The 20,798-nt window shown below is 41.8% G+C and carries 17 protein-coding genes; 8 read left to right on the top strand and 9 right to left on the bottom strand.

Going from position 1 to position 20,798, the window contains the following annotated elements:
* Window positions 1–15: 15 nt before the first annotated feature.
* Together metL and metB are read right to left on the bottom strand one after the other, a co-directional pair.
* Entirely contained in the window at window positions 16–2,361 is a 2,346-nt protein-coding gene (gene metL, locus J8Z25_RS02310) for a bifunctional aspartate kinase/homoserine dehydrogenase II (protein ID WP_250661608.1), read from the bottom strand.
* Window positions 2,362–2,366: 5 nt separating this feature from the next.
* Window positions 2,367–3,626: a cystathionine gamma-synthase gene (gene metB / locus J8Z25_RS02305; RefSeq protein WP_250661607.1), complete on the bottom strand. Its 1,260-nt coding sequence runs from the start codon at window positions 3,624–3,626 to the stop codon at window positions 2,367–2,369.
* Between the two features lie 224 nt (window positions 3,627–3,850).
* On the opposite strand from metB, the gene metJ reads away from it, so the two are divergent.
* Window positions 3,851–4,171, top strand: a complete 321-nt coding sequence (gene metJ / locus J8Z25_RS02300) for a met regulon transcriptional regulator MetJ (protein ID WP_036973203.1) — start codon at window positions 3,851–3,853, stop codon at window positions 4,169–4,171.
* A 99-nt stretch (window positions 4,172–4,270) separates the two neighbouring features.
* On the opposite strand, the gene J8Z25_RS02295 is transcribed toward metJ, so the two are convergent.
* Window positions 4,271–5,512 (bottom strand): malic enzyme-like NAD(P)-binding protein, encoded by a 1,242-nt coding sequence (locus J8Z25_RS02295; protein WP_130049802.1) that lies wholly within the window; start codon window positions 5,510–5,512, stop codon window positions 4,271–4,273.
* 572 nt (window positions 5,513–6,084) lie between these two features.
* Entirely contained in the window at window positions 6,085–6,300 is a 216-nt protein-coding gene (rpmE, locus tag J8Z25_RS02290; protein WP_036973208.1) for a 50S ribosomal protein L31, read from the bottom strand.
* Window positions 6,301–6,533: 233 nt separating this feature from the next.
* Here rpmE and priA point away from each other — a divergent pair, with 233 nt between their 5' ends.
* The 5 genes from priA (at window position 6,534) to J8Z25_RS02265 (ending at window position 11,647) form a co-directional block, all read left to right on the top strand.
* Window positions 6,534–8,714 (top strand): primosomal protein N', encoded by a 2,181-nt coding sequence (priA, locus tag J8Z25_RS02285; RefSeq protein ID WP_250661606.1) that lies wholly within the window; start codon window positions 6,534–6,536, stop codon window positions 8,712–8,714.
* A 15-nt stretch (window positions 8,715–8,729) separates the two neighbouring features.
* On the top strand, window positions 8,730–9,257 hold the full coding sequence (locus J8Z25_RS02280) for an SPOR domain-containing protein (RefSeq protein ID WP_130049804.1): 528 nt from the start codon (window positions 8,730–8,732) through the stop codon (window positions 9,255–9,257).
* Between the two features lie 80 nt (window positions 9,258–9,337).
* On the top strand, window positions 9,338–9,856 hold the full coding sequence (gene hslV, locus J8Z25_RS02275; protein WP_054552816.1) for an ATP-dependent protease subunit HslV: 519 nt from the start codon (window positions 9,338–9,340) through the stop codon (window positions 9,854–9,856).
* An 11-nt stretch (window positions 9,857–9,867) separates the two neighbouring features.
* Window positions 9,868–11,196 carry an ATP-dependent protease ATPase subunit HslU gene (gene hslU / locus J8Z25_RS02270; protein ID WP_130049805.1) on the top strand — a complete coding sequence of 443 codons (1,329 nt, stop codon included), beginning with the start codon at window positions 9,868–9,870 and terminating at the stop codon, window positions 11,194–11,196.
* Window positions 11,197–11,272: 76 nt separating this feature from the next.
* Window positions 11,273–11,647, top strand: a complete 375-nt coding sequence (locus J8Z25_RS02265) for a gamma-butyrobetaine hydroxylase family protein (protein WP_130049806.1) — start codon at window positions 11,273–11,275, stop codon at window positions 11,645–11,647.
* 341 nt (window positions 11,648–11,988) lie between these two features.
* Here the strand turns inward: J8Z25_RS02265 and J8Z25_RS02260 are convergent, their stop codons facing one another.
* The 3 genes from J8Z25_RS02260 to J8Z25_RS02250 all read right to left on the bottom strand — a co-directional run bounded on the left by J8Z25_RS02260 (window position 11,989) and on the right by J8Z25_RS02250 (window position 15,557).
* Window positions 11,989–13,869, bottom strand: a complete 1,881-nt coding sequence (locus J8Z25_RS02260) for a methyl-accepting chemotaxis protein (RefSeq protein WP_167658727.1) — start codon at window positions 13,867–13,869, stop codon at window positions 11,989–11,991.
* A gap of 105 nt (window positions 13,870–13,974) precedes the next feature.
* A complete protein-coding gene (locus J8Z25_RS02255) occupies window positions 13,975–15,024 on the bottom strand; it encodes an MJ1255/VC2487 family glycosyltransferase (protein ID WP_250661605.1) in 1,050 nt (349 codons plus the stop codon).
* A complete protein-coding gene (locus J8Z25_RS02250; protein WP_130049809.1) occupies window positions 15,021–15,557 on the bottom strand; it encodes a phosphatase PAP2 family protein in 537 nt (178 codons plus the stop codon). Before J8Z25_RS02250 ends, J8Z25_RS02255 begins: the two co-directional genes overlap by 4 nt.
* A 212-nt stretch (window positions 15,558–15,769) precedes the next feature.
* Between J8Z25_RS02250 and rraA the strand changes: the two genes are divergently transcribed.
* Both rraA and J8Z25_RS02240 read left to right on the top strand, forming a co-directional pair.
* A complete protein-coding gene (gene rraA / locus J8Z25_RS02245) occupies window positions 15,770–16,267 on the top strand; it encodes a ribonuclease E activity regulator RraA (protein WP_054552822.1) in 498 nt (165 codons plus the stop codon).
* A gap of 5 nt (window positions 16,268–16,272) precedes the next feature.
* Window positions 16,273–17,322, top strand: a complete 1,050-nt coding sequence (locus J8Z25_RS02240; protein WP_250661604.1) for a formimidoylglutamase — start codon at window positions 16,273–16,275, stop codon at window positions 17,320–17,322.
* 303 nt (window positions 17,323–17,625) lie between these two features.
* Here J8Z25_RS02240 and J8Z25_RS02235 read toward each other — a convergent pair whose 3' ends face one another.
* Entirely contained in the window at window positions 17,626–19,302 is a 1,677-nt protein-coding gene (locus tag J8Z25_RS02235) for a GGDEF domain-containing phosphodiesterase (protein ID WP_250662007.1), read from the bottom strand.
* A 118-nt stretch (window positions 19,303–19,420) separates the two neighbouring features.
* Entirely contained in the window at window positions 19,421–20,662 is a 1,242-nt protein-coding gene (hutI, locus tag J8Z25_RS02230) for an imidazolonepropionase (protein ID WP_250661603.1), read from the bottom strand.
* Between the last annotated feature and the right edge of the window lie 136 nt (window positions 20,663–20,798).

Here is a 20,798-nt window from a genome sequence, read left to right as displayed (position 1 = left end):
CTAAGATCAGCAAAATTATTTTAGGTTATTCACTAACCAATAAAGATCTGAGTGAATCCCCGCCGCGGTGACCTCTTTGCCCGCTCCAGGGCCTTGGATCACCAATGCATTATCTAAATACCACTGTGAATTAATTACAAAGATATTATCGCCCGGTTTAAGACCTGCTAGTACATCATCTTTGCCAACATTGACTAAGCCAACTTGTGCTTTGACCTTACCATCTACTAATGTAATAGCACCGGTATAGCGCACAACTTTATCTTCAGCTGCAGCCAAGTTTGCTTTTTCAGTCATAAAATCATCGAGTAGCTGCTTATTTGCAAGAAAATCTTGCCAGCTACCTATTGCTAACGCTTCAGGCATGAGTGGAGTTAAAGCAATGTCATCAAGCTCTAAATCAAGACCGAGATCTCGCGCTAAAATTAGCAGTTTACGCTGCATATCGCGGCCAGATAAATCTTCACGAGGATCTGGCTCTGTATAGCCCATTTGCTGAGCTTGAAGCACTAAATCTGAAAACGGCACACTGCCATCATAGCTGCTGCATAACCATGACAAGGTACCTGAAAATACCCCTTCAATACGGTTAATTCTGTCACCACTATTTTGTAAATCAGCTAAAGCAAAATTAATTGGTAAACCTGCCCCCACACTGGTGTTATAGCGCCACAATAAATTTCGCTCGGCTAAATTATTACGTAATGTTTGATACCAACTACTGGCGGCGGTGCCAGCATATTTGTTTGCACTGATCAAATGGCAGTTAAGTTCTATAAAATCAGGATAAAACTGACTAAAGGCCTCACTGGCTGTAATATCAATCACTACTTTGTGTTCATAATCAAGCTCATTGATACGTGCTAATAACTCAGCTTTGTTGTAGCTTTGCGCTTCGTTGTGCCATTGCTCTTGCCATGTTTCAGTATTTAAACCACTGGCACTAAAAAGCATTTGCTTTGAGCGTAAAAGAGCAACAACTTTTACTTTATACTGAGCAGATAAACGAGCAAACTGAGCTTGTAGTTGCGATAAGAACACCTCACCCACATTACCAAGACCAGCAACGATAATGGCCAGCTCTTGGCCTTTGTTGACTAACTTGTCATGTAGAAGAGTTAAAACATCACTATCAATTGCCTGGTCATTTAAGATCAACACATAGTTATCATCTTGTTGTACAAAACGAGGATGAATGCTTTGCTCTTTTAAAAGCGCTGTCGCTTGATCTGTAAGCGTAATTACATCTGTTGTTGGTGCAACCACTGCACAACCACTTAAATTAGACTCAACAATATTGGCGCGACCCGCTAAGTGGCCTACAACCTGATGAGTGCTTTGACCTGGCACTAATAAGTAAGTATCGCCATCTTTAGTAAAGTGGTGCAGGCTGTGTTGGATTAACTGGCTTAGTTCACCTACTTCACCACTACTAAGTTTATCAACCCGTAATAAATCGATGTTATCTAAGGTAGTAATAAAACGTTTTGCTTTGCTATAGCCTTCTTTTACTACTTCGGTTGGTGTTGCATCGCAATCAAAGCTACTTCTAACAACTAGCTTGATCTCGGTGCCTTTTAACGGCGATAACGTCTTAGCATGCAGTACAGGATTACCTAAACGCGCTAATAAGTTAGCTTGCTCGCGACAAACCTTGGCATATTTAAGCGCATTTTTAACTTTACGAGGATCTGTACTAAACACTCCTTGTGTATCGGTCCATATAGACACTTGTTTCGCAAAAGTATAACTGGCCAGTAACGTCGCACTGTAATCACTGCCGTTGCGCCCTAATGTAACCGTATTGCCTTGGCAATCCACAGCTATAAAGCCCGTTACTACGTTTATGTGTGACTTACTAATTATACTTGTGCATTGCTGCTGATTTTTTTGATGTAATAGTTGCCCGTCATTTAAAGTAAATAACTGCCTTGCATCAACATCTTGCGCAGCGACACCGAGCTGATTTAGGTAAGCGGCCAACAAGCGCGCCGACCACACTTCACCATGGGCAAGTAAAGGCGCCTCAAGTAACTGCTGTTGACTAATTAATTCATTTAAAACCGCAAGCTCATCATTTAGCTGCGCCAACGCCTGTTGTTTATTCTGGCCTGTAAGTAATTGCTCAATTAAGGCTCGTTGATTGTTATCAATAAGCAATAAAATATCGCTAACAGCTTGCCAATCTTGCTGCTGGTAACTTTGCCAAAGTTTTACTAGAGTATCGGTTGTTTTACCTGATGCCGACACAACCACACCGTCACCCTGCTCTGTATTCGCTAGAACGATGTTAGCTACCGCATGATAACGATCTGCCGAGCTTAAGCTTGAGCCACCAAATTTATGAACAATATTTACCATCTCTTCTACCACAATGCCGTATGCGCAGGCGTTAACTTAAATGACGCGTTTTGTTGTGTATCTTGCTGTGTTTGTTTTACTTCAGCTTTAGCAACTTGCTGGCTTTGACCTGGTTTTACTAAATTGAAAACACGGTCTAAATCTGCGATAAGATCTTTTACATCTTCAATGCCTACAGAAATACGGATCAAAGTATCGCCCACACCGGCTTCAAGGCGTGCTTTAGGCTCCATGCCTGCGTGTGTCATAGTCGCAGGGTGACAAATCAAGCTTTCTACCCCACCTAACGACTCTGCAAGGCTAAAGTCTTTAAGACTGGTTAAAAACGCTGCTGCATCGTTAATGTCGCCTTTAATATCAAAGCTCACCATGCCACCAAAACCACGTTGCTGTGCTTTAGCAAGCTCATGTTGTGGGTGAGAAGCAAGGCCTGGATAATAAACTTGGCTTACAAAAGGAGAGTTTTCTAAATACTCCGCAATCGCAAAAGCATTTTCTTGATGCTGCTTTAAACGCACATTTAAAGTACGTAAACCACGAAGCGTTAAGTAACTGTCAAATGGTGCACCAGTAATACCGATATTATTTGCCCACCAAGCAAGCTCATCACCTAGCTCTTGCGTAGCAGCAATCACCGCACCGCCAACCACATCAGAGTGACCATTAATATATTTAGTAGTTGAGTGAACAACAATATCAACACCAAACTCAATTGGGTTTTGCAGCGCAGGTGATAAGAAGGTGTTATCAGCCGCAACTAAAGCATCACACTGCTTAGCAATACTAGTGATTGCTTTAATATCTGTTAAACGCAAGATTGGATTACTTGGCGTTTCTATCCAAATCAACTTAGGTTTAATCGATAAAATTTCTTGGAGATTTTCAGATTTCGTTAAATCCAAAACTTTTAGTTTTAACAGGCCACGCTTTTCAAGCGAAGTGAATAAACGATAACTACCACCATAGCAGTCATGTGGGATCACTAAGGTGTCGTCACTGTTTAATAGCTGAGTCGCTAAATGCACTGCTGACATACCTGTTGCAGTAATAATACCTCTAGCGCCACCTTCAAGTTCAGCTAAGGTTTCAGCTAAGATATCGCGATTCGGGTTACCGCTGCGGCCATAGTCATACTGGCGCTTAGTATCAAAATCAGCAAATGAATAGGTGGTTGATAAGTAAATTGGCGGTACAACCGCGCCATGATGTTTATCGGCTTCGATGCCGTGACGAACAGTAATCGTCGCTTTATTTTTATCGCTCATTTCATCACCTATTCCTAAATTGGATGTTTAGACGTCTAAAAGGTTAGATGATCAAATATGAGAAGTCAAAGCATTTATCGCTCACGCATAGAAGTTTATACATTTACACCACTAGATGGCTAAATAACTAGTATTTGACTATCTTTTTTAAAGAGATAGAATTTCCGCATCTTGCGCTGTGAATAAGGCGTAAATCACTGACAACCGAGGCAACGAAACAACTTATGGCTAAATGGAACGGTGAATACATTCACCCATATGCAGAACACGGTAAAAAATCAGAACAAGTAAAAAAGATTACCGTATCAATCCCACTTAACGTATTAAAAGTATTAACTGACGAGCGTACACGCCGCCAGATCAATAACCTGCGTCATGCGACGAACAGCGAGTTATTGTGTGAAGCTTTCTTACATGCTTTTACAGGTCAACCATTACCAAATGATGACGACCTTCGTAAAGACAATCCTGAAAAGGTACCTGAAGAAGTTAAAAGAATTATGCAAGAAATGGGGTTAGATATCCCAGTGCTTGATTCAGAATAAGTATTTCGGCCATCGGATCACCGCCGATAATCGCAGATATAAAAAAACTCAGCCAAGGCTGAGTTTTTTATTAGCGTTATACAATTTGAGTAATTAAGTTTAACGCATGTAATCTTCTGGCATCTCGATTTGCGCTACACCTGACTCCACTGCAGCTTCAGCAACAGCACGTGCAATACGAGGTAATAAACGCGGGTCCATTGGCTTAGGAATGATGTACTCAGCACCAAACTCTAGTGACTCAACACCAGCCGCTTTCAGTACTTCATTTGGTACAGACTCTTTAGCGATACCACGAATAGCGTGTACTGCCGCAATTTTCATTTCATCATTAATTGCCGTTGCACGCACATCAAGCGCACCGCGGAAAATAAACGGGAAGCAAAGCACGTTATTTACTTGATTAGGGAAGTCTGAACGACCCGTAGCCATAATTAAATCGTTACGTGCACTGTGCGCAACTTCTGGTGCAATCTCAGGATCTGGGTTTGAACACGCAAACACGACTGGTTTATCAGCCATTAGCTTAAGATCATCTGCAGTTAATAGGTTAGGACCTGATACACCAACGAATACATCAGCATCAGCAATAACATCTTGTAATGTACGCTTATCAGTATTATTAGCGAATAGTTGCTTATACTCGTTTAAGTCATCACGACGAGTATGGATCACACCTTTACGGTCAAGCATATAGATGTGCTCACGTAGTGCGCCACATTTAATTAAAAGCTCCATACAAGCAACTGCGGCAGCACCGGCACCTAAACATACAATAATGGCATCTTCGATATCTTTACCTTGTACTTCAAGGGCATTAAGCATACCGGCAGCAGTAACAATAGCTGTACCATGCTGGTCATCATGGAAAACGGGAATATCACAGCGTTCAATAAGCGCTTTTTCGATTTCAAAACATTCAGGTGCTTTAATATCTTCTAAGTTGATACCACCAAAGGTATCAGCAATATTAGCAACCGTATTGATGAAATCTTCTGTTGTGCGGTGTTTTACTTCAATATCAATTGAATCAAGGCCAGCAAAACGTTTGAATAATAAGGCTTTACCTTCCATTACAGGTTTTGATGCAAGCGGACCTAAGTTACCTAAACCTAAAATTGCGGTACCGTTTGAAATAACCGCAACCATGTTACCTTTACCTGTGTACTTATAGGCATTTGCTGGATCAGCAGCAATTTCGCGGACCGGTTCAGCAACACCTGGGCTATAAGCTAAAGCGAGATCGTTAACCGTTTCGGCTGGCTTGGTTAGTTCAACACTAATTTTACCTGGAACGGGGTGAGCGTGGTAATGTAATGCTTGTTCACGAAAATCTGACATAACGCGATAGTATCCTGCAAAAAGTTAAAAAGTGAGAGAGCTTGCATCAGTACGATACCTGTAATGTATAAAAATTCCAAGTATTATCAGGTCTATCCTGTTATAAGCTATATCGCTTAATTTTAAAGGATTTCCCCACAATTTCTGTGCATAGTTGCGATTAATTAGACATAAAAATTCACCTATTTATGGCCTTTTAAGCACGTGTTTTTGTATTTTGTATGCACGAACACTGCAAATAGCCGAAATTAGCCTATAACCGCCATTTCAACGAAGTTCACAGCATTTAATTACGAAATTATTTAAAATTATTATTTTTAATAACTTTTAGATACCAATACGCTTAATTAAGTATTATTGCGGATTGGTATGCATTTATACAAAAAAGAATATAGCCAAGGGATTACACTTTGTCTGCACAATTAGCGACATAGTGGGCATAACACTCAGAAATAGTTATGCAAAAGAAATATGTTAAGATGGTAAGTTAGTGATGAGTTCAAAGTATACTTAATGAATTTTAGGTATAAAAAAAGCACCCTAAGGTGCTTCTTTTAACTAAACAGCAGAAATTACTTCTTGCTGCTAAGTGCACCGAAGCGCTTGTTGAAACGATCAACACGGCCGCCAGTGTCTAGAATCTTTTGCTTACCAGTGTAAAACGGGTGACACTCAGAACATACGTCTAAGTGGATGTCTTTACAAAGAGTTGAGCTAGTTTCGAATTTGTTACCACATGAACAAGTTGCAGTGATAGCTTCGTACTTAGGGTGAATACCTTCTTTCATAGGGAACCTCTAGTTAAGGCCGTATCGCTCTCCAAACCCGAAGTCTGGCACCATACGCAGTTAATACAATTAATAGGCCGCGTATTTTATAGCTCAAGTGACCTTGCGACAAGCTTTAAATGCATCTTTCGCTAAAAAAATAATCAAGTGGCCTGTTGTTCAGTATTTGTTGGTAGGTTTTTAACAGTAATTTTAGTACATTATCCTTCTATCTTTGTTTCAGTTGAGTTGTTATGCACTTTGTAGAAGTTGCCATAAAAGTCCCTTTACAGCGTACCTTCGATTATAAAGTTGAACAGCTGCTGCATAGCCCTGACTTAAAGCCAGGTATGCGAGTTCGTGTGCCATTTGGCAGTCAAAAAAAGGTCGCTGTGGTACTCGCTCTAAAAACATCAACAGAAGTTCCTGCAGACAAAATTAAAGCTATTATTGATGTAATAGACGACACACCAGTTTTATCAGAGCAGCATCTAGCCTTGCTAAAATTTACTGCCCGCTACTACTGTTACCCATTGGGTGAAACCATTCATACGGCACTTCCGGCTGCTTTAAGACAAGGCGAATGTCCAGATAAAACCAGTATTAATATGGTTGAGCTGACCGATAAAGGCGCAAAGCTTCCATCACTAAAAGCAAAAACCCAGTTGAGTTTATTAAAGCAGCTAGCCGAATCGGGCAAATCATCTGTTACTGAATTAAAAGCACTCGGATTTACAAAAAAAACCATCGACGGCCTACTCGATAAAGAATTGATCACTCAGTTTATCGAACATGATAACCAATGGCAGCAACGCGTGCCGACCGTTGGAAACAAACCAACTCTTAATAAAGAGCAAGCCGTTGCCTGTACCAGCATTAATCAAGCTTGCGGCTTTACTAGCTTTTTACTTGAAGGGGTTACCGGAAGTGGTAAAACTGAAGTGTATTTGCAATGCCTAGAAGAAGTACTTAAAAAAGGTCAACAAGCCTTAGTATTAGTGCCCGAAATTGGCTTAACACCTCAAACCGTTAACCGTTTTCGTCGCCGATTTCCTGATACACCAATTATGCTATGGCATTCAGCACTAACAGACAATGAACGCTTACAAACCTGGCGTTTCTGTGAAAAAGGCAGTTGTGCCATAGTGATCGGTACACGTTCGAGTATTTTCTTACCCTTTTTATCGCTTGGGATGATCATTGTTGATGAAGAGCACGACAGCTCGTTTAAGCAGCAAGACACGTTACGTTATCATGCCAGAGATTTAGCCGCTTATAGAGCATACCAGCATAATATTCCACTGGTTTTAGGTAGCGCCACACCGGCACTTGAAACCTTACACAAAGCAATTAATAACAAGTATCAGTTATTGAGTCTTACTGAACGTGCCCAAACCAGCACTGATAATCAGTTCCAATTAATCGATATGAAAGGCCAACCAGAACAAGCTGGTATTGCCCATGCCAGCCTTGCCTATATGCGTCAACATTTAGAGCGAGGCAAGCAAGTGATGGTGTTTTTAAACCGCCGAGGTTTTTCACCTACCCTCATATGTCATGAGTGTGGTTGGCTAAGTGAGTGCTCACGTTGTAGCACTAGCGCAACCTTTCATAAAGCCATTGGCCAAATGATTTGTCACCACTGTGGTGAGCAACATCAGGTGCCCCATCAGTGTCCAGATTGTGGCAGCACGCAGATTTTTCCAAATGGTAAAGGCACTGAGCAAATTGAAGAGTTTTTAACACAAACCTTCGCTGATATTCCGATTAGTCGTATTGACCGCGACTCAACCCGTCGTACAGGCAGCTTAGAGAAAGCACTTGATGATATTAATCAAGGTGGTGCTCGTATCTTAGTCGGTACGCAAATGTTGGCAAAAGGCCACCACTTTGCCGATGTGAGTCTCGTTTTAATCTTAGATGTCGATAGTGGTTTATATTCCTGTGACTTTCGCGCGACAGAGCATTTAGCACAGCTAGTTACACAAGTGGCAGGCCGTGCTGGGCGAAGTGGTGAGCCAGGGCAAGTATTACTGCAAACTCACTTTCCTGAGCATCCACTACTACAAGACCTAGTAAATAATGGTTACCAAGATTTTGCCCGCTATGCACTCACAGAGCGAGAAGATGCGCAGCTTCCACCTGTCACTAATATGGCCATGGTTCGTGCAGAAGGGCATAACATTAATCAAGTGGTCGATTTTTTAACTGATTTGGTTCCTGTCCAGAACGTATCTGGTATACAATTGCTTGGTCCGATACCTGCGCCACTGGAACGTGTAGCAGGTAAATATCGCTTTCAATTACATATTCAGGCGCAGGAACGCTCTCACTTACACCAATATTTAGCGCAGATGGTTGACTATATAAGTACCAGTAAATTAGCGCAAAAGGTGCGTTGGAGCCTAGATGTTGATCCTATAGATATGATTTAAGGCCAATTAAGAATCATGGCACAACACGATTACATAAATAAAAAACCAGCAAATCGAAATAATAAAAAACAAGCCCCGGCAAAAAAGCCCTTCCCAATTTTTCTTGTTTTAATTGCGCTTATCTTAGTAGGCGGGTTTGGTTACGGCTTGTGGTATATCAAACATAATGCCGATCCTGAGTTAGTAGAGCAGCAAGCAAACCCAGTTAAAAAAGAAGAAGCTATCATTCCGCCTCCTAAAACGCCTGAGTTCATTAAGGAGATTAAAGAGCATGAAGTTCAAGTCGAGGTCAAAGAGATTGAACAAAAAGGCCCTTATGTAATGCAATGCGGCTCTTTTAGAACCATGGCACAAGCACAAACATTAAAAGCAAAAATCGCTTTTGCAGGCTTAGTTGCCGAGGTAAAGAAAACACAAGGCAGTAATGGTATTTGGTATAAAGTGCGCTTAGGCCCTTACGAAACCAAACGTTTAGCCGAAAGTGACAAGAATAAACTTAAACGCATCAAAATAATGGGCTGCGGAATTTGGCTTTGGACTTGATTTTAGTTCATTCACCCATATAAACACCTCATCAATCGCTTTTTACGAGCGGCTTCGCCGCTCGATGATGAGGAATAATCATGACCACTATTGTAAGTGTACGCCGCGACGACAAGGTCGTTATTGGTGGCGACGGCCAAGTTTCACTTGGTAATACCGTAATGAAGGGCAACGCCCGCAAAGTTCGACGTCTTTATAATGGCAAAGTAATCGCTGGTTTCGCTGGCGGTACTGCTGATGCCTTCACCCTTTTCGAACGATTTGAAAGCAAACTAGAAATGCACCAAGGTAACCTGACTAAGGCTGCCGTAGAAATGGCCAAAGATTGGCGTAGTGATCGCGCACTTAGAAAGCTCGAAGCACTATTAGCAGTCGCAGACGAAACTGCTTCATTAATTATCACAGGTAACGGTGATGTTGTGCAGCCAGAAAACGACCTAATTGCGATTGGCAGTGGTGGTAACTTCGCACAATCAGCAGCCACAGCGCTACTAGAAAATACCGACCTAAGTGCACGTGACATTGTAGAGAAAAGCCTAACAATTGCAGGCAATATCTGTGTATTCACGAATAATTTCCAAACTATTGAAGAATTGTAATAGGAACTGCCATGTCTGAGATGACGCCAAGAGAAATCGTTCACGAGCTTGATCAACATATTATTGGCCAAGCTAAAGCTAAAAAAGCAGTTTCAATCGCGCTACGTAATCGCTGGCGCCGTATGCAACTGAGCGACGATTTACGCGCTGAAGTAACACCAAAAAATATTTTAATGATTGGTCCTACTGGTGTGGGTAAAACTGAGATTGCTCGACGCTTAGCCAAACTTGCTAATGCCCCTTTCATTAAAGTTGAAGCAACCAAGTTCACTGAAGTGGGCTATGTTGGTAAAGAAGTTGAAACGATCATCCGTGATTTAGTTGATATTTCAATTAAAATGACACGTGAACAACAAACTAAAAAATTTAAACACCGCGCTGAAGAAGCGGCAGAAGAACGCATTTTAGATGCTCTTTTACCACCAGCACGCGATACATTTGGTGAATCAAAAACAGAAGAGAACTCTTCTACTCGTCAATCTTTCCGTAAGAAATTACGTGAAGGCCAATTAGACGACAAAGAAATTGATATCGATGTTGCACAAGCACAACCAAATGTTGAGATCATGGCTCCTCCTGGTATGGAAGAAATGACCAACCAGCTACAAAGCATGTTCCAAAATATGGGTGGTGATAAGCGCAGCAAGCGTAAGCTGAAGATCAAAGAAGCATTCAAACTATTAGTTGAAGAAGAAGCCGCAAAACTTGTTAATCCTGAAGAGTTAAAAGAGCAAGCTATCTTCGCGGTAGAGCAAAACGGTATCGTTTTTATCGATGAAATCGATAAAATCTGTAAACGTGGTGAAGCTTCTGGCCCAGATGTTAGCCGTGAAGGTGTACAACGCGATTTACTACCATTAATCGAAGGCTCAACGGTAAGCACTAAACACGGCATGGTTAAAACAGACCACATGTTGTTTATCGCATCAGGCGCATTCCAAATGGCTAAACCATCAGACATGATCCCAGAGCTGCAAGGTCGTTTACCAATTCGTGTTGAGCTTGAAGCGCTTAGTGCTGATGACTTTAAACGTATCTTAACTGAGCCTCACGCTTCATTGACAGAGCAACAACGTGAGCTGTTAAAAACAGAACAAGTTGAGGTTGAGTTTACAGATGATGCCATTGAACGCATTGCGAAAGCGGCTTGGCAAGTAAATGAAAAAACCGAAAACATCGGTGCACGTCGCTTACACACAGTGATGGAAAAACTAATGGAAGAAATTTCATTTGATGCCTCAGAAAAAGCAGGTTCAACACTGACAATTGATGCCAACTACGTTGAGCAGCATTTAGGTGCACTTGTTGAAGATGAAGATTTGAGTCGCTTCATTCTTTAATCAACAATTTAGCGTTATAATCAAAAGCCTCCAGTTGGAGGCTTTTTAGTTTATAAATCGTACATACGAGGCTCACATGAAAGAAGTCACTAAAGTGCATTATCACAGCGTTAGCAAAGTATTAGATGTTCATTTTGATGATCAGACTATTGCTCAATTTAGTGCTGAATTTTTGCGTGTTCACTCACCTTCAGCTGAAGTACAAGGACATGGTAATGAGCCGATGAAACTAGTGCTTGATAAGCAGCAAGTAGGAATTAGCAAGATTGAGCCTGTTGGTCATTATGCAATTCGACTGGTATTTAGCGACAATCATAATAGCGGTTTATTTAGCTGGCACTATCTTAGCGAGCTACATGCTAACCATGACGAGCTTTGGCAGCAATACCAAGCTAGAGTCACCGAGCACGAAGCAAATAAGGACAGTGTGCCTATTAAGTTCGTGCCTTAATACCTATCAAAATGCCTCGATAAAGCACACCTAAAAAAAAGCGCGATGACGGCACCGTCACCGCGCTTTTTTTATATACCCAAACCACCTCAAGATGCGAGTTTCAGTTGGAATTAAAAGCGATTTAGGCAAGGCATTGATTGCAAGTAATAGTGGTTCTATTGTTCAAATCAATAACGCAGTATAAATCGCTTTTAAACCAACCCGTTGGGCGCTTCACAGGAACTTACTCTCATCCTTGTTACTTCTTAAAAGGGACTGACTCTTGCAAAGTAACGCCTTGATATTAATCACCTGTGAAACGCTGAACTCTGCATCTTGGGGTGGCTTGGGTATACTCATTAAACTTTAAACTTATCTATTGCCTGATAAAGTACACGCGCTTGCTCAGACACTTCTTCGCTAGTTTGTGCGTTAGTTGCCGCATGGCCTGATGCCTCTTGAGCGATATCACGAATACGTACCACGTTTTTGTTCACCTCAGAAGCCACTTGGCTTTGCTCATCGATTGCTGTAGCGATATGAGTACTCATATCCATGATCGTTTGAACATCTTCGGTAATTGAGCGCAGTAACTCACCGGCTTTAGTTGCCTGTGCTGCACTTTCGCCACCTTGTGTACGACATTGCTGCATAATGCTCACCACTTCTTGAGTGCGCCCTTGTAAGGTTGAAATGATACTCTCGATCTCTTGAGTTGAGTCTTGAGTACGCTGCGCAAGTGAACGTACTTCATCAGCAACCACCGCAAAGCCTCGACCTTGCTCGCCAGCACGTGCTGCTTCAATTGCCGCATTGAGTGCCAGTAAATTTGTTTGCTCAGCAATGCCACGAATAACATCAAGTACAGAGCCTATTGTTTCGGCGTCTTTTTCTAACTGTGAAACCACACTTGAGGCATTACCGAGTGAATCGGATAAGTGATTAATTTGCACCACTGTTGATTCAACTTCTGAACGGCCTTGCTGCGCACTTAAGTTAGTTGACTCAGCTTTTTTCGCTGCAGCTTCAGTGTTGTGCGAGATATCTTGAATCGTCGCCTGCATTTCAGTCGCCGCCGTGGCAACCATATCGGCTTCATGAAGTTGTTCTTGCATACCTGAACTGGTCGCAGCTGTCGTCTCAGATAAATGCTCTGTAGCCACATTAAGGGTACTTAGCGCTGTATTTACCTCATAAATAAGCTTTTTGAAATCACTAATCAAACTATTAAAGTCGATCGTCATAGTGGTGATTTCATCTTTACCTGATTGAGTAATCGACATGCTTAAGTCGTTATTACGACGAATCTCGTTAATCGTGTGGTACACACGTTCAATAGGCTGAATAATTGAGCGGCTAGTAAAGTAAACTAATACCATCACTAAAATGCTCGCAATAATAAATACAATGAGTGCAATTAGCTGCGCAGTGGCTGCACTTGATTCGACGAAGGCCTTTGTTTGATCTGTCAGCTCTGTAACAATAGCATCACTGAGTCCAACACTGTGTTTCATCTCACCGAGTGCACCTGAATCTAAATCCAGACCTAAGGCAACTTGTGCATCAACTAAAGCCTTAAATTTACTTTGATAAGTCGCAAGCAAATTAATTAATTGATTTTCGTAATTTGCATCGAATCCAGCATTTTTAATTTCTGATTGGAAGTTTGTGACTAAATCGTTAAATTTACTCAGATATTTTAAGTCAAAGCGCAACATAAAGTCTTTTTCTGCGCGGCGAAGCTGTAGCATTAAAGCTAGTAATTTATAGTTTTCGCGCTCACTTAATAATGTTTCTACTTGATGCACCGCACCACGTAAATCACCATAAAGTGCATCTTTAGGGTGTAAGCCAATTTTCTTTTGTAGTTCCACAACTTCATTGAAGTCATCGTAATAAGTTTTCGCAAGACGTCTAAATTCATTTAGATTAGATGAGTCCATCGACAAATCTTTCACTAACTCGTCTAGTCTCGCCATTTTAATTTTTAGCTGCGAATACTCTTTCTCAAAAAGCTCAAGGCTATCGACATCTTTGTAAAACAAAAAGTTTTTTTCATGCTTACGCATCGCAAGTTCATGAATGTCGAGCTCCTCCGCATTTTGAATTGTTTCGTTGAGCTTAAGCATCATGCGCGACTCAAAGATGATTACACACAGCATCACAATCATTGCAAGACCAACAACGAGCGCGTTTAACTGTAAACGACGCTTAATAGTTAAGTTTTGTAATACATTCATTCAAAGTGCCTTATAGAAACATGCATTTAAAGTATAGCTAAACTATTTAAAGCAGCTAATAAAAAGTGGTTAAATTTGCCGTGCATTTTCCAGTATAAGGTACCTTTAAACAATCAGCTTTTCTTCTAAATCAACCTTTTGCCATAGGTTTTTATGTAATTGTTCCAGTTTTCCCCATTGTTTTTTTTGCAACCAATCAACCAAGGGCGCTGGATCGCTGGGAAAATTGAGTTTTTTGTTCTGTGGAGATTGCAACCAATCATCCATCGCATTAGGGTTTAAATAGCTCATTACATGTGCAGCTCCCATCGACAATAAAGTCTGCGCATTAATCCCCTGCTCAAATTGCTTACCAAGCGGTTTTAACAATAACTTTTTACCAAGCTGCAATGCTTCACTTGCAAGTTCAAACCCGGCGTTACCAATTACACCACCAGCATTGGCTAGGTCATTTAAAAACCCAACGCGTGAGGGAGCCCGCAAATGAATATTCCCGATTGAACAATCTTGCGCATCAGGGTGATAACAATAAAACTCACGTTCAGGAAAGTCTTTTAAGTACTCAACTACACTGTCTAGATTCTCAAAAGGCAGGTAAACCAATACCTTATTTTCGACCATAACCGGGTTATCATGATGATGATTGGCAATAAATGGCGGAATTATGTTCTCTGCATAGGGTTGCCAATGGACACCTAAATAAACACTGGCTGGCGCATAGTTACGGATCAGCGCACGGCGAAAGAAGGCACGGCCAAACATCGGTACTTTATCAGATAAAAATGCAGCTTGGTGGCTCATACCAATAACAGGGATACCTTGCTGTTTAGCAGCCCACGCGGTGATTGGTTCAAAGTCATTAAAAACTAAATCATAGTGACGCAAATCAAGGTTTTTTATATCTCTTATAAGCTGAAGTGGGCGCGCTTTTTTTAATGTTTTAAAGCTATCAACTTGCCCCGATTTGCTGGTAAACGACAAGCCGCGAAAAGCTCGATAATCAGCAAACTCGTCCATATCAAAGTAGTCTTGTTCTTTACGGCCCGAGAACACATAGTCAACATCGACTCCCAACGCTTTAAAAGTTGTTGCCATCACTCGAGCTCGAGTAATATGTCCATTACCCGTACCTTGAATACCGTACAAAATTCTCATATAGATTCCACCACCATCACTGCTAATACTGCACAACTTGATCCCATCACTGCACCAATCACTACATCAGCGGGGTAATGCACACCAATAATCACCCTTGATGCCGCCACCCCTGATGCCCACATCAACCACAGCACAGCAAATTCAGGAAAATACATAGTCAAAATAGTCGCCACCACAAATGCCCCTGCACTATGTCCTGACGGTAAGCTAAACTGATCACTTGGTACTAAATAAGCGCCTTGCACTAAGCAATCGCAAGGCCTTACCCGCGCAATCCGCTTTTTAGCTAAAAAGTAAATAGGCCGCTCAATTGCAAAGCCCACCAATATACTCATCGCAAGTTGCTGAAAATGCAGCTGCTCGGTAAACCACCAAAAACCAAAAAACAACATTACGTAAAGTCCGCCATCGCCACTTTTCGAAAACCCGAGCGCTGATCTTCTGAGCCAAATTGGCGAAGCATCATTAAACACACTTAAAAACAGCTGTTCATCCACTTTTGCCAATTTAGTAAGTATGTTGTTTGCCATGGTGAGCTCCTTATCATACTTTGCGTCTAATTTTTATACTCATCTCAGCTTAGGCGCTAAAAATAACAATTAGGTGACGCTTTTGAGACACTAATGTTGCGATAACGAGATTCCTTTGATTTAAACTAATAAACCGCTATTAAGTCGTTGTTATTGAGTTGTATCAGGGTATACTGAGTACTAAACAGACAGTCTCTTTAGAGGATGAAAAAATGGATTACAGCACTTCTGATTTATGCGACCACTTTGCAGATGTGGTTGATGTGCTCGAACCAATGTTTATCAATTTTGGTGGACGCCCAAGCTTTAGTGGTCGAGTCAAAACCGTTAAATGCTTTGAAAATAACGAGCTGATCCGCGAGATTTTATCAACCGATGGTACCGACAGCGTGTTATTGATTGATGGTGGTGGCTCAACCCGACGCGCCCTTATTGATATAGAGCTGGCTGAAATCGCATTAGAAAACAACTGGCAAGGCATTATCGTTTACGGTGCAATTCGCCATGTTGATGAACTTGAAGAGCTAGACCTAGGCATTCAAGCAATTGCGTCTATTCCTGTTGCTGCAGATAGTGAAGGTGCAGGTGAAGATGGCATTGGCGTTAACTTCGCAGGCGTATCTTTCTTTGATGACGACTTTGTTTACGCTGATAGCACCGGTATTATATTATCTGCTGAAGAATTAGAGTTAGAAATAATAGAAGACTAATCTCGGTGACAAATTACCTTAAAATTTATGATGAAGCGGCGGTGAGGCACTTATGTGCTCGCCGCGCTAACGAACTTAAAGCTTGGCAAGCCCTTGCCCTTCTCGACACTCAAGTTAATGCCCCACAAGCCCTCATCGATGCAAAACAATTCGGTATTCGCTATGTTTTAGTTGGCGTATGTGAAGATATTGGACCTCGAGCTAACTTAGGCAATGGTGGCTCTGGGCAAGCATGGCAGGCTTTTTTAAAACGCTTTTTAAACCAAACGCATAATCAGTTTTTAAATCATGAACGTGTGCTGCTACTTGGCGAAGTTGACCTTGTCGACTTAAACCAACAGGCTATTAACCTTGATAATAAAAACGAAGCAGACTTAGCCAAACTTCGTGAACTGTGCGGCGATATCGACACTCGCGTTGAGCAAGTACTTGCAATGATTTTTGCAGCAGGCCTTGAACCAATTGTAATTGGCGGCGGCCATAACAACTGCCTGGGCATATTACGTGCCCTTAGTAAGCAACATGGCAAACCAGTGAACGCTATTAACTTAGACCCTCATGCTGATTTCAGAGAGTGTGAAGGCCGTCATAGCGGCAATGGCTTTAGATATGCGTACAGCGAAAACCACCTTGCTGATTATCATGTCATGGGTTTACACGAATTTAAAAATAACCAAGCGATTATGGATGCCCTGACTCACGCGAACTTCACGTTTGATAGTTATCAAGACATTCAGGTCCGTCGCAAAGTCGATTTATCTTCAGCATGTAAACATGCTTTAGCTCAGTTTGATAATGCACCGCTTGGAGTAGAATTAGACCTAGACAGCATCTCATTAATGCCTGTAAGTGCTTATACTAACTGTGGTTTCAGTGTTAGTGATGCAGAACATTTTGTGCATTTAGCTGCCAGTCAAACAACCGCTCACTACTTACATTTATGTGAAGGCGCACCATCGCAACACCCAGTAGGTTTAGAAGCTGGAATGAACGATGCCGGCCAAATCATCACAGCCTTGGTGAATGCGTATTTGCAGGCGAGAGAGGCAAGTTAGAAAGAAGCTATGTAACGGCTGATTTTTGGGGAGGTCGGGTCGAACGAAGCGATACTCAACACATAGAAACGGTCAGCTCTCAGCCTTCAGCGGTCAGACGCGCGAAACAAGTTTCACGCCTACCTGTATCAGCGGCTTTATGCCGCGCCACTTAAATTGGAAGCAAGATTCGAGATAAAACGCGATGTAACGAGTCAAACTGCTCGCTAACTTTCAATCTGATAGCTGACGGCTGAAAGCTGAAAGCTCTATATAACTCTTTCCTCTAGTAACTCGCTAACTTTACTCTTGAAACTCGCTAACTCAACCCTGATGCTCTAACCGCCACTGTTTTAACCATGACATCATACCTACGCTGCTAAGCGGGTAATTAAAGTAATAGCCCTGTGCGGCGTAGGTGTTCAGCGACTTAACAAATTTAAGCTGTTCTATGGTTTCTACCCCTTCACAAATTACTTTCGCATTGTTTTGACTGTGCATATCCACCATGCCAGAAACCAGACTGCGAACTTGGCTTTGATGGGCAAAGTCAGCGGTTAGTGATGCAGCCACTTTAATATACTCAACATTGAGGTTAGGTAATTTAGCAAGCCAAATAGGTGTGTCACCAAATCCATCAATACACAATTTGATGCCAATACTACTTAGCCTTGCAACCATAGCTTTACCCTGCTCATCTAAGTTCATAAATAAATCGAGCGGGCATTCAATGATTAAATCACCCGGTTCTAAGCGGTGCTCAGCCATAATGCGATCAACAAACTCGATAAACTCTTCATGCAGCATTTCAGGGCCAAACACATTGATACTAAGAGGTAATTCAATACCTTCCATACGCAGCGCCATAGCTAGTTCGGCAGCGCGCTCAATAACGTAGGCAGCAACGGGGTAGCTAAGCCCAGCGACACGAATATCATCAATAAATTTATTCGCTGAAAGAATGCCTTGTTTAGGGTGTTGCCAACGCAACAGCAATTCTAAAAATTCAATTTGCTCGTCGCTATTGCGGATAACCGGCTGAAAATACAATTCAAGTTCGCTGGCAAAATCTAGATGTGCTAACTCGCGCAATCGTGCTTGTTGTTCTAATTGCTCGATCATCATTTGCGGGTGATAAGGCACAATTGCTCGCTCAGGGTTTGAGTCAAGGGCAAGGTTGGCAAATGAAATTAGATTTTCGAAGCTATAGTCTGGCTCGTCGCAGTTCACATAACTAGCACGCACTTTCACTTCAATGGTGCAATTAGCAACGTTAAATGGTTTTAGTGTGACTTGCCTAATTTGGCTGATCAACTGCTCGTGAAGATGTTTTTGTTCTTCAAGTGAGCAAATAAACGCAAAATTTAACCCCCCTAAATGCGCCAACTTTTCAGCACTACCTGTATTACTTGCCACACTAAGAACAGCATTAGCATTGAGTTGTTGTTTAATTCGTGTAGCCGATTGTGCTAATAACAAATCACCAAAGTCACGACCAATATGCTGGTTAACATCGTTAAAACCTTCAAGGCGGATCATCACTAGTGCGCAGTTCGCTGAGTGCTCTTCAGTCCATGCAACAAAGCTATTTTTTAGAGCATTGCGATCGGGTAAGCCTGTGAGTGGGGTCGCATCTAACTCATCGTGATACAAGGGCTCAACCTCAACCAGCTCTTCATCTTCGGGCTCTTCGTAATTAAAAAAGCCCGAGATAGATAAAATGACAACAGAGAAAACAAGCCAATATAAAGCTATATCGAGTAATAGGTGGGCTGAATATAAAACAGCAAATAAAATAGCACTAGCCACACTCAAAATTATGGCAAGCCAATTTGTGGTACGAAATGCTTGCCATAAATGAAAACATAAACTTAAAGCAAGCAATATAACCAGCCAAGGTAATCCTAAACTTAGGATAGCTAAACCTAGAACGCCATTAACGACTAGGCTAAGTCTCAAAATAGGATTATGGGTTACGCATAAGGCACAAATCATTGCCATAAAGACACTACCAGCTAAAAACACTGGCACAACATCACTTGTTAAATTTACGAGTTGAGTACTACTCGCTAAACTAAAAATCAATGACATGTAATCCAAACTGCGTAATAAAACTTATCTAACTAAGTCTACCCAAAATCCACAGATTTAACAGTTTATTTACGCCAAACTGGTAACTTAATTGTGCTGGGTGGGATATTTGCCAGTGGGCAATATCAGCCCGAGCGCCTACTTTTAACACTCCACGGTCATCAAGACCTAAAGCACCTGCGGCGTTGCGCGTTACCCCTGCTAATGCTTGTTCAGGCGTCATGCGGAAAATAGTACATGCCATATTCATCATTAAGTGCAATGAACATAATGGTGAAGTCCCTGGGTTAAAGTCAGTTGAAATAGCGATAGGAACTTGATACTGCTGGAGTAGTTCAATTGGCGGATACTTTGTTTCGCGTAAAAAGTAAAATGCACCAGGCAACAATACCGCAGCAGTGCCTGCTTTGGCCATTGCTTGAATGCCTGCTTCATCTAAGTGTTCAATATGATCAGCAGATAAGCCATTAAATTCTGCAACAAGCTCTGCACCATGTTGATTAGATAGCTGCTCAGCGTGCAACTTAACCGGTAAGTTGTGCTTTTTAGCTGCTTCAAACACACGGCGAGTTTGCTCGTTACTAAAGCCAACGTTTTCACAAAATACATCAACCGCATCAGCTAAATCAGCCTCAACAACACGGTCAAGCATCTCACCGCACACCAAGTCAATATACTCATCGCTACGGCCTTTATATTCAGGCGGTAACGCGTGAGCACCTAAAAAGGTGGTTTTAACATCAACCGGATGATTTTCACCGAGTAAACGAGCCACTTCAAGTAGTTTAATTTCGTTTTCGCAATCAAGGCCATAACCCGATTTAATCTCTACCGTAGTCACGCCTTCTGCGTATAACGCATTTAAACGCTCTTTTGCACTAACAAATAAGGTTTCGTGGTCGGCTTCTCGGGTTGCACGTACCGTACTTGCAATACCGCCTCCCTTTGCAGCGATTTGTTCATAGCTTACACCTTGTAAACGCTGCTCAAATTCTTCTGCGCGGCTACCAGCAAATACTAAGTGAGTGTGACAATCAATCAATCCAGGTGTTAACCACTGCCCTTTTGCAGACACAGTTGGCGTTGCGAGTGCGTCAAACTCAGGTAAATCAGTTTGTGCACCTAACCAGGCAATTTTGCCATCTTTAACGGCAATAGCTGCATTTTCAATGGCGCCGTATGGTGCATCGACAGCAGGATCCATTGTGGCGATATTGGCATCTGTGATCAGTAAATCCCAGAGCGCTTGATCATTGTTGGTTGTGTGCATTTTTCACCTATCTTGATGCTTGCTAAAGGCTCAGTGTGAGCCTAAATTTAAATTTGTTTAAAGTTTATCAACTCATCTTGTATATACAAGGAAATTATGTCACCTTGTAACATACTATTAACTTACCTATAAACTT

Origin of the sequence: Pseudoalteromonas sp. SCSIO 43101 (assembly GCF_023650775.1) — a bacterium.
In the GTDB taxonomy this organism is placed as follows: Bacteria; Pseudomonadota; Gammaproteobacteria; order Enterobacterales; family Alteromonadaceae; genus Pseudoalteromonas; species Pseudoalteromonas apostichopi.
The sequence above is the reverse complement of the archived record's forward strand: the minus strand, read 5'-3'. Positions and strand labels throughout refer to the sequence as shown.

Coding starts and splice junctions, on each gene's coding strand:
- rraA (WP_054552822.1), top strand. CDS start 15,770: ATGGATTACAGCACTTCTGATTTATGCGACCACTTTGCAGATGTGGTT.
- metJ (WP_036973203.1), top strand. CDS start 3,851: ATGGCTAAATGGAACGGTGAATACATTCACCCATATGCAGAACACGGT.
- J8Z25_RS02265 (WP_130049806.1), top strand. CDS start 11,273: ATGAAAGAAGTCACTAAAGTGCATTATCACAGCGTTAGCAAAGTATTA.
- priA (WP_250661606.1), top strand. CDS start 6,534: ATGCACTTTGTAGAAGTTGCCATAAAAGTCCCTTTACAGCGTACCTTC.
- J8Z25_RS02280 (WP_130049804.1), top strand. CDS start 8,730: ATGGCACAACACGATTACATAAATAAAAAACCAGCAAATCGAAATAAT.
- hslU (WP_130049805.1), top strand. CDS start 9,868: ATGTCTGAGATGACGCCAAGAGAAATCGTTCACGAGCTTGATCAACAT.
- J8Z25_RS02295 (WP_130049802.1), bottom strand. CDS start 5,512: ATGTCAGATTTTCGTGAACAAGCATTACATTACCACGCTCACCCCGTT.
- J8Z25_RS02250 (WP_130049809.1), bottom strand. CDS start 15,557: ATGGCAAACAACATACTTACTAAATTGGCAAAAGTGGATGAACAGCTG.
- J8Z25_RS02260 (WP_167658727.1), bottom strand. CDS start 13,869: ATGAATGTATTACAAAACTTAACTATTAAGCGTCGTTTACAGTTAAAC.
- metL (WP_250661608.1), bottom strand. CDS start 2,361: ATGGTAAATATTGTTCATAAATTTGGTGGCTCAAGCTTAAGCTCGGCA.
- rpmE (WP_036973208.1), bottom strand. CDS start 6,300: ATGAAAGAAGGTATTCACCCTAAGTACGAAGCTATCACTGCAACTTGT.
- metB (WP_250661607.1), bottom strand. CDS start 3,626: ATGAGCGATAAAAATAAAGCGACGATTACTGTTCGTCACGGCATCGAA.
- hslV (WP_054552816.1), top strand. CDS start 9,338: ATGACCACTATTGTAAGTGTACGCCGCGACGACAAGGTCGTTATTGGT.
- J8Z25_RS02235 (WP_250662007.1), bottom strand. CDS start 19,302: ATGGCAATGATTTGTGCCTTATGCGTAACCCATAATCCTATTTTGAGA.
- J8Z25_RS02255 (WP_250661605.1), bottom strand. CDS start 15,024: ATGAGAATTTTGTACGGTATTCAAGGTACGGGTAATGGACATATTACT.
- hutI (WP_250661603.1), bottom strand. CDS start 20,662: ATGCACACAACCAACAATGATCAAGCGCTCTGGGATTTACTGATCACA.